Origin of the sequence: Mycoplasma miroungigenitalium, from assembly GCF_013008635.1 — a bacterium.
Classification (GTDB): domain Bacteria; phylum Bacillota_I; class Bacilli_A; order Mycoplasmatales; family Metamycoplasmataceae; genus Mycoplasmopsis; species Mycoplasmopsis miroungigenitalium.
Map to the genome: position 1 here is coordinate 45,776 of NZ_CP053096.1, position 16,351 is coordinate 62,126.

A 16,351-nucleotide genomic window follows, 5' to 3' on the forward strand; every position below is an offset into this window, starting at 1 on the left:
ATTACATAAAGAATAACTTAGTATTAGTCATAAGAATTAATATTTATATTTAATTATTTATATTAAATAATACTTTAAGGTAAAATAAAGAAATATTTATATAAGGAGAGAAATGAAATTTACATCTTTAATTCAACACAACATTGAAAAAATTAAAAATAAAAAAAGAATCATCATCGTTGATGGTGATGATATTAGAGCTCAAGAAGCAGCCCAAATTTTAGAGCAATACTCAAATTTAGAAGTTGTTTTATTAGTCGAAAAAGACATTAATATAAACACTAAAGCACAAGTAATAAACATTAATTCAGACTTAGCGAAACAACAACATTTAGCTAACGAAATGTTTAAACAACGTCAAGCAGCTGCTGATGCTAAGGGTAAAGAGAATAAAGACACATTAGAAGTTTGTCAAAAAGCAATGTCACAAAGACCTTTTTATGCAATGATGATGTTACAACTTGGAGAGGTTGATGGTGTTGTTGGCGGTTTAATTTATTCAACCGCAGACATGCTAAGAGCGGCTTTTAAAGTAATAGGTACTGCAAAAGGAATTAAGACTATAAGTTCAGTTATGGTAATGCATAAAGAAGAACAAACATTGTTCTTTAGCGATATCTCAGTAAACCCAAAACCTGATCAAGCAGGACTAACAGATATTGGTATTAATGCTGCCAATTTTGTTAAAAGTTTTGGCATCGACCCTAAAGTTGCATTTTTAAGTTTTTCTACAAACTATAGTGCAAAAACACCAAAAACAGAAATGGTTCACAACGCAACAATAGACTTCAATAATAAATACCAAAGCACACCGGCAATTGGCGAAATCCAACTTGATGCTGCTTTAGATATGGAGGTTAGAAAATCTAAATATACTTTAGACTCTTTTAACGAACCAGCGAATACACTAATATTCCCAAATCTTGAAGCTGGAAATATTGGTTATAAATTAGTACAACGTTTAGCTGGTTACGGGGCTATCGGTCCTATTATTGTTGGTACTAAAAAACCAGTTAACGACTTATCAAGAGGAGCTAAAGTTAATGATGTTGTTAACACAGTTTTAATTACAATGATTCAAAGTGAAGGAGAAAAATAACATGCAAAACAAAGTTTTAGTAATTAATGCAGGTTCAAGCTCAATAAAACTTCAATTACTTGAAAAAGATTCATTAAAAGTGGTTGCTAGTGGGCTTGCTGAAAGAATTACCTTGCAACAAGGTATAATAACAATTAAAACCGACACTGATAAATTTATTAAAAATGTTAATATGCCTAACCACACGGTTGCGGCGCAAAATATACTATCTTTAATGTCGGAAGCAAAATTAATCGAAGATATTAAAGAAATTGAAATTATAGGATTCAGAGTTGTTCATGGAGGAACATTTTTCTCAAAAACAGCCGAAATTACTGATGAAGTAGTTTCTGTTATTGAAAAATGTGCTGATTATGCACCATTGCATAACCCAGGGGCTTTACAAGCAATTAATGCTTTCAGAGATGTGATGCCTCACGCAAAACTGGCTGCAGAATTTGATACATCTTTCCACACAACAATTCCAGATGTTAATGCCATTTATCCAATCCCGTATGAATGGAGTGAAAAATTCGGCATTCGTAGATTTGGTTTCCACGGAATTTCTCACCAATTCATAACTGAAAAAATTAGTGAAATATTGAATAAAGATTCAGTAAATATTATTAATGCCCACATTGGTAACGGCGCAAGTATTTGTGCAATCAAAAACTCTAAGTCATTTGATACAACTATGGGACTTACTCCGTTGGCCGGTGTTATGATGGGAACTAGATCTGGTGATGTAGATCCTGCACTCGTGGAATTCTTATGTCACCATTTAAACCAAAGCGTTGATGAGGTAACATCCGCTTTAAATAAAAAATCTGGTTTATTAGGTGTTTCAGGAATTTCTTCAGATATGCGTGATATTGAAAAAGCTATTAAAGAAAAAAATCCGCGTGCTATTTTCACCTGAGATTTATATGTACAAAAAATTGTTGACTTTATCGCAAACTATGCTAATAAAGTTGGTTCATTAGACGCAATAGTGTTTACAGCCGGCGTCGGTGAAAACTCTCCAGAACTACGTCAAAGCGTAATTGATAAAATCAATTTTGCAAATATTAAACTAGACCATTCAATCAATACTTCTAAAATTGGTGAATTTGCTTTAATTTCTACTCCTGACAGTGCTGTCAAAGTTTATGTAATCAGAACAAACGAAGAATTACTAATAGCTAAAAACGCAATAAAATTATTTAATTAATGAAAACAAAAGCAATTTATGCAGGTTCATTTGACCCGCTTCATACTGGTCACATAGCCGTAGTAAATAAAGCTTTAAAATTCGTTGACAAATTATTGTTAGTGGTCTCAAACAATCCCGATAAAAATAATATAGATAATCTTTTAGATAGATTTGAATATGTAAAAAACTATTTTAAAAATAATGAAAATGTTGAAGTTATTTTCAACAAAAATGAATTAATTGGAAATATTGCTAAACGTTACAAAATTAATTTACTAATAAGATCTGCTCGCAACGATGCAGATTATCAAACTGAACTTGATATAGCCGCAGGAAATCACACCGTAAATCCTGAGCTTGAAACTATATTAATAATTCCTGATTATGAAATGATAGGCATAAGCTCAACTTTAATAAGACATATTAAAGCTTTGGAAAAGGAAGGTAATTAATTATGTGAAGATTCATAACAAGTTCACTTGAAAAACAATCGTGACATAATACTAATGGCAACCAGGTTGTTTTTTGAGGCCGTTCAAATGTTGGTAAATCATCATTATTGAATGCTTTAACAGGCCAAAAAGTTTCTTTTGTTTCAAAAAAACCGGGACGAACTCAATTAATAAACTTTTTTGCCGACAATAATGATAAATATATCGTTGATTTGCCAGGTTATGGATACGCCGAAATGAGCAAAACAAAGCAAGAGCATATGTTGAAATGTATTAAAGACTATTTGACTCTTGATAAAAATCCAAAACATATATTTTTATTAATAGATTCAAGAACCGGCATTACAAAAATTGATTTTGAAACGTTATCTTGACTGCAAAAACTTCCCTGAGATATTTCCATAATATACACAAAAATAGATAAATTAAATCAAAAAGACCGCTCAACATTAATTAAAAAACATGAGTCATTAATTGAAAAAAAACTATTAAATTCATATTTAAATACACATTGAGTTTCAGCGGAAAAGAAATTAAATTTAGATGAATTAGTCTTAGAAATTGAGTCAATATTGTATCCAGACTTCGAGACCGATGAGTAAGCAAAGTGAGGTAAAAATGAAAAAAAATCGTAAATTTATAATTGGTAGTTCAATAGCTATTAGTTGTGCTACTGCAGGTGTTGTGTTAACAACAGTTTTTGCAAATTTCAATCATGCTAAAAAGCCTGCAACAAAATTAATAGCAAATTATTCTTTCGTATTAGGCTCAGGTTTTAATGAACATAACAAACTTGAAAACCATTATGCTAGCGACTTTGCTTATGCCTCATACTACGACTCAAGAACATCATACTCAAGTTCTCAATTTCTTTTTCAACCTAAATTAAAAAATACATCTACCGCCGACAACCATTATTGACCTTATCAGTTAGAAATTGGTTATGACTACGAAAAATCTCCAGTTGAAGACTATAAACAAAGACAATTAAATAAGCTTTTCGAATTGAAAAATATTAAAACGGGTGCTCCGGTTGATGTATTAAAACAAACACACAATATTTATTACCATTCATATGCGAACGATTTAGACGGAACACTTTATTTGAACGTTCTTTTAGAGGACAAAAACAGCGATAAAGAGATTTTGGATAAATCAACTAGTGATTCCGCTAGAATTGACAAATGAAAAATCAAAACTTTTAAAATAACTGGATTTAAAAAGATGGATATTAATTCGATGTCTGAACTAACCATGAATTCAACTACACAAACATCATTGCTTAGTGGATTCAGCATCCTTGAAAGCGCCTCTTTAAGAGAACTATTAAACAAAGGAGAGTATAAAAATACTTTAGACAATACTGAAGCACAAATTTCGAAAGTAAGTGACCTATTAGATAAAAATGTGTTGCCTTCATCAAAAGCAACCGATGAAAAAATTATTAAAGAAAATAATGAAAAAGTTAATAAATATTTAAACATTTCGAGAACTAATTTCAATAATAAATTGTTCGAAATTGATAATTCTAAACCAATGTGATTTACTAAAACGGATAATCCAGATAAATTATTATTACATTATTACGTTCTAAGAAATATCCCTTCTGCATCCGAATCAAATTTAACCAAAAATACTCAAATCGCAGTTGAATCGGAACAAACACAGGTCGTTTACTTTAATTATTACCACCTTAAGAACCTAGCGCAAAACGTAGTAATTTCTGGTAAAGAAAATGTTAATCTTGGAGAATATTCGCAAGAAGGATCAAGCGCTCTTTCATTCTACCGTAATTCGAACTATAATGCTAATAATTCTAGCGGGGGATATTTTGACCAACTGGATTTAAAATTTAAAGAAGATTTGGATTTTAACACGTTATCAAACCATGAAAATTTATCCGATTCGGAAAAATCATTGAATAATTATTCATTGAAATTTGTGACGGACAACTACTATAAACCTAAGGCAAAAAATGAAACCCAAAGCATTTCCGATACCCCATTCATTGGTAAACAAGAAGATGATAAAATCGTATTTGCATTAGGTTTGAGTTCTGACAAAATATCTTCTTCAAACGGAATCAACACTTATTACTGACCTTATGAATTAACCGGTTTTAAAAAAATAAGTAAATAAAATATTAAATTTGCCTGTTTTAAATCAGGCATTTTTTATTACGGAATATATTCCACGATATTTACGACATTTTTTAAAAATAAGCATTAATTATCAAATATAAATTTATAATATAAATTAATATAAATATTAAAAGGAGACACGATGAAATTAAATAATCACAAAGAAAAACTTACTATTACAGCTGGGCCGGCAAGTTCAAGCCTAGAAATAGTTAAACAAATTATTGAAGCTGGTGCTACATGTATTAGAGCTAACTTTAGCCACGGCACACTAGAAGAACAAAAAATGAAATTCGAAACCGCTAAACAAGCAGCCAAAGAATTAGGTGTTAATATTTCGCTTATGTTAGACACTAAAGGGCCTGAAGTTAGAGTCGGCAAGATGAAAGATGGAGCATATCCAATCGCTCAAGGTCAAGAACTAAAAATTCTAACTACTCCTGAAGCTTTTGCTAATGTTATTGGTGACGATAAACAAGTAACCGTACCATACGATATGAGTAAAGACTTAAAAATCGGAGATAAAGTTCTATTTGATGACGGTAAACTAACATCAACCGTTACTAAAGTTGTGCCGGGTGAAATTACTGTTGTTACAGCAAATGCTCATGTTTTAAAAACAAATAAAAGAATTAACCTACCAAATGTAGATTTCTCACTTCCATTTCTAAGCGAAAAAGACATTCAAGACGTTACATTTGGTGCTAAATATGGTGTAGACTATGTTGCTGCATCATTTGTTAACAGTGCCAAAAATGTTAATGACTTAAGAAAACTATTAGTTGAAAATGGTGGATCGCAAATCCAAATTATTTCTAAAATCGAAAGCCAAATCGGTATTAACAATATCGATGAAATAATCGAAGCAAGTGATGGTATCATGGTTGCTCGTGGAGACTTAGGTCTAGAAATACCTTACTACGAAGTTCCATACTGACAAATGCAAATTATTGATAAATGCCGCAAAGCAGGCAAAGTGGTTGTTGTAGCAACACAAATGCTTGACTCATTAGAAAATAACCCACAACCTACGAGAGCAGAAGTGAGTGATGTGTATTGAGCAACATCATATGGTGCTGATTCAACAATGCTCTCAAACGAAACTGCTGCTGGTAAATATCCAGTAACTGCTGTTCAAGTAATGAGAACAATCAACAAAAAAGCAGAAAATGATTATTACAATACACCTTCATACACAGACTGAATCAATTCATTATTAAGCAAATTAGACAAAAAAGATGATTTAGTTAAAAATGTTGTGAACTCTGTTTTACAAAACAAACCTAAATTCACTATTGTTGTAACTAAAGATACTTCGCTATTACGTAAACTTTCACAATTCAGATTAAATACAATGATAATCGGTGTTTTAGATAACGACAAATTAGCAACAAGTTTTGGTTTAACATCGGGTGTTAAAATCGTTACAAATACAGCAAAATTATTTGATGAATTAACACTAAAACCAACTGATTTAAACAATGTTCTAAACCAATTAGAAATTGCTAATGGCGATAAATATCTAACATTAGTTAACGAAAAATTAGAACTAAAAACTAAATAATATTACTGTGAAACATAAATTTTTTCTGCATTTAACTTTTGGTTCAATTATCACTACGACCAGTTTTTCCTCGGCCTGTGTTTTAAATATTGACCAAAACGCATATAGTGAAAACAATTCGGTGCATGATAAATCGAACAGCCCAACTAATCAATCATTCAACCTCAACATCTTTGATTTGAAAAGCGACAAATTATTATATGATTTGTCCGATGAATTAGCCGCAAACAAAGCAACTAGGGTTAGTTTGGATTTTGTTAAAGATGGTGACACATTTAGATTTAAACATAAAAATGTACTCTACAATGTTCGTTTTTCTGGAGTTGATACTCCGGAAAAAATGCGCAAGACTGATAGTGGCAACTGAGAAAAAACCACCGGTAAACAATATGAATACGGCATGTTAGCCACTAAATTCACAACAAGTGTACTGACAATAGTTGGAGGCGAAATCTATATAATTCCTCAGCCAACTAAAGGTGGAGAAACAAACATATCAGATCATTATGGTCGTATTGTCGGAATAGTTTATGTTAAATATAACAATAACTGATACAACTTAAATTCCGAAATAGTGCGCCTAGGTTACGGCCGAAAATATTACATTTCTTCTTCAAAACGAAGTAAATATTACAACCATAATTCGGCATATATAGCTCAATTAAATTCCTCGGAAAAGTTTGCTCGCGAAAATCGTTTAGGTATATACAGCGTGGATGGGGCATTAGAAGAAATATACCCATGATAAGGCAAAAATGGAAAAAACAAACTTTACTCAAAAAATAAAAAACGAAATTTTTTCGAAGAAAAGAAATAAAGATGAAATCTCAGAATTTTTGAGGGGTTTCATTTTTGCTAATTGCACACAAAACAAATTCATAACGTTAAAAATAACGTCGAATGAAACGCTTGATTATATCTTAAGTTTACTGAATGTTATAAACATTAATTATTCACTTGATAAAAATCAAATATGTATAAATAAAAATGATTTTAACTTAGAAGTTAAGTTTAAAGATCCTGCAAGTTTTTTTGCTGGGGCTTTCGTTGGCGGGGGCACTATTTCAGATTTAGATAAATCATCTTATCATTTGCAACTAAGTTCAAACTATGAAAAATTCATTGATATATTCATGAATAAATTGAATGAATATGATTTTGGATTCCAAAAAATTTTTCATAGAAAAAAATTTCTGATTTATATCAAAAAACACGAAAAAATTTCAGACTTTTTAAAAGCTATTAATGTTATCGACTCAATGTTCAAATTAGAGGATTCTCGTATAAAAAGAGACTTTGATAATACATTTAATAGAATTAACAACATTGATTTAGCAAATCTAAAAAGGATAGTCAAATCTAATCAACAACATCTAAAAAACATTGATTATATTTATCACAATAATTTGGAATCATGTTTTACTGAAAAACAATTAGAATTTTTTACTATTCTTAAAAATAACCCAGATGAAAGTCTTTCAAAAATCAGTGAAATTCTGTTAGACGAATCAGAAATAGAAATATCTAAGAGTGGTTTAAATCATTGATTGATAAAACTTCGTGAGATTGTAAAAAAACATAAAAATAATTAGTAAAATACTTCATAAATCATTACATCGGTAGTGATTTTTTTTATTTTTTAACATTTAAACAAAAATTATCAGAATAAATGGAAAAAATGTGGAAAATAATTAAAAATTAACATTAAATGGTGCCGACTATCCATTTTTTTTTTTTTTTTTTTAGAGTGGTTTAAAATCAAAATGAGAACAAAAAAAATAGACAATACTAATTTATAAATTCAATATTCATGTTCTTAGATAGTCGGTACACCGTTAGTATAAATTAGTATCTAAAATGAAAGGACAAATATGGCTTTAATCAATCAAAAAAAAGCAATGGAAATATGAGAATTTTGATTAGGAAATAAAACTGAGGATAAAGATTTTGCAGGTCGTAGAATTGTTAAGAGTGCTTACAACGTTAGAAATAGTGTTTGTGGTTGAAATATAGATCATTTAATCCCTATAACAAAAGGCGGAAAAACTACATACGGTAATTGTTATCCAATTAATATAAAGACTAATGAAATAAAAGCAGATCAAACTACCTGGACTGATAATAACACAAGATGACAAGTTCAGAAAATAGAACCAACAGAATACGAAAATAGTGATGGTTCAACCTCTTTAGTAAAAACCTACAATTATATTCCTATTGACCAAGACTAAATAATACTCGAATTTTTACGATTCGAGTTTTTTAAATTCGATTAGTATGTAAGCACTGATTTTGCAGTACTTTCATCTAAATAATGAATTGTTATATATAATTAAAATATGTATTTAATTTATGGTCAAGAAAAGTATTTTGTTAATGAGTATATACAACAAATAATTAAAGCGAATAATAATTCCGAATTAGTCAATTTTTATTACGCAGACGAAAATAAAACAAATGAATTAACTAATTTAATAGGTTTAAATTCATTATTTCAAGAATCTCGAATCATCGTTGTATATGACTGCCCTTATTTTGAAAATAAAATTTCAAAAGAGGAAGCAATTTTAGCTGAAGAATTAGCTAAGATTATTGAAAAAAATACTCAAGATACAGTGGTTTTCGTAAATACCAACATAATAAAGCAAGAAAAAATTGCTAATAATATTTTTACAAAATATTTAATGAAATTAAGTCCCAAATTACTGTTTGCCAATACACTGACAGGTTCAGATTTAACAAAAAAAATAAATCAAATTGTACATGATTTAGGCGGACAAATAGATAACATTTCAATCAATGCTTTATTAAGAAAAGTTCCAAATGACTTATATTTAATAAATTTAGAATTAATCAAACTTGTTAATTTAAATAAAATAATAACAGTTGATATGATTGAAAAAACAATCGGTGAAACATTCAATGAGGATGTGTTTGGCTTTTCTAATAGTTTTGAATCAAATAATTTTAATCTTATTTGAATTAAATATAAGGAAAAAATCAACGAAGGCGTTGATATATCATTGCTAATAGCTCAAGCAAGTCAGTTATTTATTTTAGCTAATGAAATATACTGTTACTCTTTAGCTAAGAAGAATTTAAATGACTTAGCTGATGACTTTAAATTAAATTTTTATCGTGTTAAAAAAGTTTATTCACTACTCACAATTTTAGGCATTAAACGTATTCAATCAATGATTAAGCATTTGGCTAAATTAGATCGTGAAATTAAATCAGGGCAAACTGATCCTGAAATTGGTTTTGAACGTTTCTTGATTAATTATTTTAGATAATTATTCACTTTTCAAAATCAAAAATTAAGCTAATTATTTCAATTTTATTGAAATTAATTTTGTTTTATGAACGCGTCTTTTAATCGAATATTAGCTGTTTCTAAGCCAAAATAAGTCCATTTCGTCTTATTTTAATCATTTATATTCCGATAGTATAATCGAATTAATATTTTTTACTGTACTATATTTTTTTCGATCATATTACTTAAATCAAGATAATTAAATAGATTCTTTAAATATTATTTATAACTTTTATATAATAATAAAAAATAGCACTTTACTATTTTTTATAAGGAGACTAAAATGAATAAATTATTGGAAGAATATTTAATAAAACTTGATGAATTACCTAATACGGAGTTTAATATAGATCAAAAGATATTATGTAAAAAGCTGCTCCAAAAAGTAGAAGATGAAAGAGATTTGCCAAATGTATTTCAGTTCTTAACTCAAAGAGTTAAGACTGGTTTTACTTTTGACATCGCACCAACAGTAGATTCGGGTTCAGTAGCGATTTTAAAATACGATGAACATAAATCATTTATCAATAAATTAGGCGGAAATGATAACACGCTAATAATTGGTGAAAACTATGATGCATTAAAGAATCTATTAGTGATAGAGAGAGAGAGCGAGCGGGGGCTTGAATTTAATTATGATGTAATTTATATCGACCCTCCTTATAATACCGAAGCATCAAAAAATGATGGCAACAGCGTTGCAAACGACAAAGAGTTCGTTGATTCCAACAAATTTATCTATCGGGATAAATACAGCCGTAACGGTTGGTTAAACATGATAAATGAAAGACTAAGAATGGCAAAAGACCTATTAAAAGAAGATGGGGTTATTTTTGTTTCGATTGATGACAACGAACAAGCTTATTTAAAAGTATTAATGGACGAAATTTTTGGGGAAGAGAATTTTGTTGCAAATATGATAAACAAAACGGGTGCAGGAAGATCTGACTCGAAAAATATTGCTATTAAAAAAGAATATGTTTTATGTTATCAAAAAACCAATTTATTTATAGCTAATAAAAAATCAAGTAATATAGAAAATTATAAATATAAGGATAATAATGGTTTTTACTCAAGAAACTCATTTGATAGACAAGGCTTAAGATATAGCCCATCATTAGATTATGAAATCATAGCACCTGATGGATCTAAAATTTATCCTGGTAATTCCAAAGAAAAATGATTAGATAGACAAAAAAATAAAAATATTGAAAGAGATTGGTGTTGAACTCTTTCAAAAAAAGAATATAAAAATAGAAACGATAATGGATTAATTGAATGATATAAAGTTAATAATCAATGAAGAGTTGCATATAAAAAATATTTTGACGCTAACGATAAAAGTATACCCTATTCAGATTTAATAAATGATAAATCATATAATGGAATGTATGAAATCAAACAAATATTCAACAATAGAGTTTTTAATTATCCGAAATCAATCGAACTGATAAAGTATTTATTAAATTTGTGTCAAAATAAAAACGCTCGCATTCTTGATTTCTTTGCAGGTTCAGGTACAACTGCTCATGCTGTTATGGAACTAAATAGAGAAGACGGTGGAAACAGAACATACACTTTAGTAACAAATAATGAAAATAATATTGCTGATGAAATCACGTATGAAAGACTTTATAGAATAAATAACGGCAAAGGAACAAAAGGCGAAACATTTGATTGGCTAAAGAAAAACGAACCTTATCGTGAAAATTTAAATGTGTTTAATATCGTTAAATATAATACTTCAATAAATAACACAGAAGACGACAACACAAAAATCAAAAGTATATTTAGAAATTCTTTAACATATTTCGGAATTAGCGATAATTCGTTAAACAATTTAGATATCTTAAGAGATTTACAATCATTAGAAATATATGAGAAGAAGGCGTAAATGAAATTAATAAATACGCAAAATAGAGCAGTCGGAGAACTAGTTGACCACTGTGTTAAAAATTATCTTTCGGACAAAAACACTTCAAATAAAATTATTGAATTTAAAGCACCAACGGGTAGTGGCAAAACATTTATGTTAGCTAATTTTATTGACAAAATGATTACAAAAAATCGCGAAATTAATAATGGAAATCAAAAAATTATTTTTATTATAGTTACATTATCATCTGCCGATTTACCTCGCCAAATGGAAAATAATATCAAAGATTATCTACCATATTTACAAAATAGACACATAAATATTCAAAGGCAAGAATCTCCGTCTACATCCGACAAAAACATTAAAGATAAGGATGTGAGATTTTTTGCCGAAAACGAAAAAGTTCTTATCTTTGGTTCGTCATCTTTTGGTAAAAAAAGACTATTCACGGAATATGGAATATTTGATGCTTTTCTACAGCAAATAGAAAATCAAGATTACAAGTTAATTTATATCAGGGATGAAGCACATCACGGTGGTTTGATTAATAATAAAGATACAAAGGATTATGAAGAAAAATTCGAATCAAAAGTTCAAAAAGCAGCAAACTTCGTAGTCAAAATGACCGCTACCCCAAAGGGTGGTTATGAACAAGTTATAATTACAGAAGACCAATTAAGAAAAGACAACATAGTTCTTTTAAAAAATAATTTAATGTTTAATCACGGAATTTCTAGGATTAATTTTGAAGAAGTTTCAACCGAAGAAATATTAGAAGTAGCATGTAAAGAATTTAGAAATATAAAAGATAACTTTTACAGCGATAGTAAAAAAGAACCTGGTTTAGTTAACATAAACCCCGCAATGCTAATTCAAGTAACGGACAAAGTAAGCAAAAATAAAGAAAAATTTGAAAAAGATTTGAACATAATAACCAATATTTTAGAAAAAAACAATCTACAATATGTCAAATATTTTAGTGGTGAGAAAATTGACTCAAAAGCAAGAAATGTTAAGTCATTAAAAGAAATATCCAAAAATAATTCCGATGTTGACGTAATAATATTTAAAGTGGGTCCAGCAACTGGCTGAAACATTCCGAGAGCGTGCATGCTATTACAAATTAGAGATGTGTCATCTGATACATTAAATAAACAAACCATAGGAAGAATAAAAAGAAATCCAAATCCAAATTTTTATTTTGATGAGAATAGCATTGCGAACAACTACTATATTTATTCTAATAAAAAAGAAGATACACGCGAAACAATGATTTACAAACTAAAAAATGTATACGAAACAGCAACATTTGCAAGCGGTAAAATTAATCCATTACTCTTAAAACAAGCAAGTAATACTCAAAAATACTATGATGATGTTTTATCAATTATGAATAAAACTGAAGTATTACAACTTGCAAAAAATTATTTAGATCATCTTGCTAAATACCACTATTTGATAGCTAAAGAAACAGAAATTAAAGAAGGTAAAATCGTCAAAAAATTAATAGAAGAAAAAATATGAAATAATATTGATTTAGAAATATTTTGCGAAAATTCAATTTTAGAAAATCATAAACTTTTTTCTATACAATTAAAAAATAAATTAAACAATTGATTCGAAAGTGAAATTATGAATTTCGACAATAAAATATCTATTCATTTATTTTGATACATAATTATCAAAAATTATTTGAATGATATAAGGGGTTGTCACAAAAAATCGGTTGAATTACTCAAAAAAACTAGTGACCAAAAGGAATATATTCTTAATTTCCAAAAAACATTACCGATTTATCTTTACAATTATAAAAATAAACACGATATCATGATAGTCGAAAATATTATGAAGTATGCATATGTTAATACATTAAAAGAAAAAAAACATGTCCATTATTTCGATAGTGAAACAGAGTTAAATTTCATTAATCATATTACTTCATGTTTGAATGATTATCCGAATTATTTTGAAAAGGTTGAATTATGAACTAGAAACGCAGTATTTCACGGTATTAATTTTCAATATTATGAAGAATTTAATGATATTAAGAATTCTTATCCCGACTTCATTATTAGATACAAAAACAACCATGAGTCACATGATTTAATTATCGAAGTTAAAGATTTTGAAAATGATTACGATGAAAACAAAACAAAAAATATAATCACAGCTTTTAATAATTACATTGATGAATATAAAAGTAATTGAATAACTAAAGATTTATCTATAATTGTTGCTTATGTTAGCGAATCAGTAGATCACAAAATACTATTTAGAGGTTCTAGCACTAGTGAAAAATTAAATAAAATTCTTAATCACGAAAATAAAAAACCAATTTGAAGTGTAAAAGATCTATTCGAGACTATTAGTGAATAAAGAATTAAAAGTTCAGGTATAATGCCTGAACTTTTTCATTTTTGTTTTGCTATTTAACTGTTGAGTAATTAATAAGATACTATATTAATTTAAATTTTGTTATATAATCTAATCGCATTGGCCAACAGCTGCTATTAAAGTAGAGGAAAGTCCACGCTAGCACTTTCTGCGATGAAAGTAGTGTTCATGCTAAGCCCAATAAGCTTAGGCCTAGACGACTAGTGCCACAGAGACGAGAATTGTGAAACGCGGTAAACTCCATGAGCTAGAAACCCAAATTTTGGTAGGGGAATTTTCTCGAGAGAATTGAATCAAGAGAGAAAACCAGTTTACTGGTTAGATAAATTGTTGGCACCTTATTATTTTTAAGGGACAAAACGTGGCTTATAGATGCGAAATATGCGGTTACGCATATTTTTTTGTACCAAAGTCATACAAAAATGAGTATATTAGTAAAATCATTGACATGATTAAATTTAAATATTGACTTATGAAAATTAAAATTTATTTATGTTTTTTAGTGATTTTAGCAGGCAAAATTAAGTTTTTGGTAAAATTAAAATTAACAATATATCAAGGAGGTCTCATGTCATTAAAAGCTGGGATAGTAGGCTTACCAAATGTTGGTAAGAGCACTTTATTTAGTGCATTAACTAAATATCAAGTTGAGGCAAGTAATTATGCCTTCACCACAATTGAGCCAAATGTTAGTTCAGTGCCTTTAAAGGACAAAAGATTATACGAATTAGCAAAACTGGTAAATCCAAATAAAATTGTGCCCGCAACATTTGATTTCGTTGATATTGCGGGTCTAGTTCAGGGTGCTTCAAGAGGCGAAGGACTTGGAAATAAATTTCTAGGTAACATCCGAGAAGTTGATGCAATTATTCATGTTGTACGTTGTTTTGACGACAAAAATATCATGCATGTTGCCAATGAAGTAAATCCTGTAAACGATAAAGATGTTATCAATATGGAATTAAATTTAGCTGATTTAGACACAATTAAAAACGTGCTAAACAGGATATCTAAAAAAGCAAAATCAGGAGATAAAATAGCTCTTATTGAGCAAAATCTTTGTTTAAAAATTCAGGAACTTTTAGAACAAGGCAAGGCAGCCCGTGAATTAAAAGATATTACTGAAGAAGAAGCCAAAATTTTAAAAGGCTATCACCTTTTGACATTTAAGCCAATGATTTACGTAGCTAATATGTCAGCTGAAGAAATTGCGAATTATGAAAATGCCCCATTATTTAAAATGTTCAAAGCATCGTGTTCAAGCGAAGAAAAAATCCTGCCAATTTGCGTTCAATTAGAAAGCGAAATATCGCAGTTAGATGAAAACGAAGCTCAAGAGTGGCTACAAACCTATGAAATTAAATTTAGTGGATTAGATTTATTAACTAGAGAAGCATTTGATTTATTGAAACTTAAAACATATTTCACTGTTGGACAAATTGAAGTCAGAGCATGAGTTTTTCATGATGGAATGTTAGCGCCTCAATGTGCAGGAATTATCCACACCGACTTTGAAAATAAATTTATTAAAGCTGATGTAATAACTTATGAAGATTTTGTCGAATTAGGTTCAGAACAAGCTGTGAAAGCTGCTGGAAAAATCCGTTCTGAAGGAAAAAACTACGTTATGAAAGATGGCGACATTTGTCACTTTAAATTCGGAAAATAATTAGCCTTAGGGCTAAATGGGGGTTTAGTATAATGGTAGTACTGCAGTCTCCAAAACTGCTTGCAAGGGTTCGATTCCTTTAACCCCTGCCATTTGACAAAAAGCTGTGAAAACAGCTTTTTTTCTATATTTTACTTATAAAATAATGGCGGTTCTATGCATAGCTGAGTAATTTTATTATTTATGTTATAATAAAAGAGTTAATTATTACGAGGAGAAAAATGAATGAATTAGAAAAAGCAAAGAAAATTGCTATTCCACTATTGGTGTTACAAATTGTTGCTGTTATTTTAGGAATAATTGCTTATAGTTTAGTTATTAAGCTTGCGACGGATACCCAACCATCAACAAATGAAAGCAATAATCTTGATGTCGCACATCAAAGTGTTTCATTAATATTTTTACAATTGCTTCTATGTGGTTCTGGAATTGCTGGAGTTGTTTTACAAATAATATTAGCAGTTAAGGCAAGCAAATTTGATCAAACAATAATGATTTTATTAATTGTTGGTTTCTTCGTTCCAATCGTTTCACTTGTAGGTGTAATAATGGTACTTACAAAAAAATATGTTGTTAAACCAATAAACAATAATAACGTTAATAACGAATCTAAACAAGATAACCCAGTGTTTGAATTAGATAAAACCAATTTATAAAAATCGCTAAACGCGA

14 protein-coding genes, 1 tRNA gene and 1 other RNA gene are annotated in these 16,351 nt (G+C 29.1%); all 16 read left to right on the forward strand.

Annotated features, from left to right (window positions below; genetic code table 4):
• The first annotated feature begins 112 nt into the window (after positions 1-112).
• The 16 genes from HLA87_RS00200 to HLA87_RS00275 all read left to right on the forward strand — a co-directional run bounded on the left by HLA87_RS00200 (position 113) and on the right by HLA87_RS00275 (position 16,335).
• On the forward strand, positions 113-1,099 hold the full coding sequence (locus tag HLA87_RS00200; protein WP_171110765.1) for a phosphotransacetylase: 987 nt from the start codon (positions 113-115) through the stop codon (positions 1,097-1,099).
• Position 1,100: 1 nt separating this feature from the next.
• Positions 1,101-2,288: an acetate/propionate family kinase gene (locus HLA87_RS00205; RefSeq protein ID WP_171110767.1), complete on the forward strand. Its 1,188-nt coding sequence runs from the start codon at positions 1,101-1,103 to the stop codon at positions 2,286-2,288.
• The gene (gene coaD, locus HLA87_RS00210) at positions 2,288-2,722 is read left to right on the forward strand and encodes a pantetheine-phosphate adenylyltransferase (RefSeq protein ID WP_171110769.1); all 435 of its coding nucleotides are present in this window, start codon (positions 2,288-2,290) and stop codon (positions 2,720-2,722) included. Before HLA87_RS00205 ends, coaD begins: the two co-directional genes overlap by 1 nt.
• A 2-nt stretch (positions 2,723-2,724) precedes the next feature.
• Positions 2,725-3,324, forward strand: coding sequence for a ribosome biogenesis GTP-binding protein YihA/YsxC (gene yihA / locus HLA87_RS00215; protein ID WP_171110771.1), 600 nt, complete (start codon positions 2,725-2,727; stop codon positions 3,322-3,324).
• A 16-nt stretch (positions 3,325-3,340) separates the two neighbouring features.
• Positions 3,341-4,861 (forward strand): MAG1430 family protein, encoded by a 1,521-nt coding sequence (locus HLA87_RS00220; RefSeq protein ID WP_171110773.1) that lies wholly within the window; start codon positions 3,341-3,343, stop codon positions 4,859-4,861.
• 144 nt (positions 4,862-5,005) lie between these two features.
• Entirely contained in the window at positions 5,006-6,427 is a 1,422-nt protein-coding gene (gene pyk, locus HLA87_RS00225; RefSeq protein WP_171110775.1) for a pyruvate kinase, read from the forward strand.
• A gap of 7 nt (positions 6,428-6,434) precedes the next feature.
• A complete protein-coding gene (locus HLA87_RS00230; protein ID WP_171110777.1) occupies positions 6,435-7,175 on the forward strand; it encodes a thermonuclease family protein in 741 nt (246 codons plus the stop codon).
• Between the two features lie 7 nt (positions 7,176-7,182).
• Entirely contained in the window at positions 7,183-8,019 is an 837-nt protein-coding gene (gene whiA / locus HLA87_RS00235; protein WP_171110779.1) for a DNA-binding protein WhiA, read from the forward strand.
• A 279-nt stretch (positions 8,020-8,298) separates the two neighbouring features.
• Positions 8,299-8,658, forward strand: coding sequence for a hypothetical protein (locus HLA87_RS00240; protein WP_171110780.1), 360 nt, complete (start codon positions 8,299-8,301; stop codon positions 8,656-8,658).
• 108 nt (positions 8,659-8,766) lie between these two features.
• A complete protein-coding gene (gene holA, locus HLA87_RS00245; protein ID WP_171110782.1) occupies positions 8,767-9,720 on the forward strand; it encodes a DNA polymerase III subunit delta in 954 nt (317 codons plus the stop codon).
• Positions 9,721-10,023: 303 nt separating this feature from the next.
• Positions 10,024-11,634 carry a site-specific DNA-methyltransferase gene (locus HLA87_RS00250; RefSeq protein WP_171110784.1) on the forward strand — a complete coding sequence of 537 codons (1,611 nt, stop codon included), beginning with the start codon at positions 10,024-10,026 and terminating at the stop codon, positions 11,632-11,634.
• Complete coding sequence (locus HLA87_RS00255) at positions 11,635-13,992, forward strand: DEAD/DEAH box helicase family protein (protein ID WP_171110788.1); 2,358 nt, start codon at positions 11,635-11,637, stop codon at positions 13,990-13,992.
• A 113-nt stretch (positions 13,993-14,105) separates the two neighbouring features.
• Positions 14,106-14,384, forward strand: an RNA gene (gene rnpB / locus HLA87_RS00260) — RNase P RNA component class B.
• A gap of 194 nt (positions 14,385-14,578) precedes the next feature.
• Positions 14,579-15,679, forward strand: a complete 1,101-nt coding sequence (gene ychF / locus HLA87_RS00265) for a redox-regulated ATPase YchF (protein ID WP_171110791.1) — start codon at positions 14,579-14,581, stop codon at positions 15,677-15,679.
• 18 nt (positions 15,680-15,697) lie between these two features.
• Positions 15,698-15,771 (forward strand) — tRNA-Trp (locus tag HLA87_RS00270).
• A 129-nt stretch (positions 15,772-15,900) separates the two neighbouring features.
• A complete protein-coding gene (locus HLA87_RS00275) occupies positions 15,901-16,335 on the forward strand; it encodes a hypothetical protein (RefSeq protein ID WP_171110793.1) in 435 nt (144 codons plus the stop codon).
• Positions 16,336-16,351: the final 16 nt, after the last annotated feature.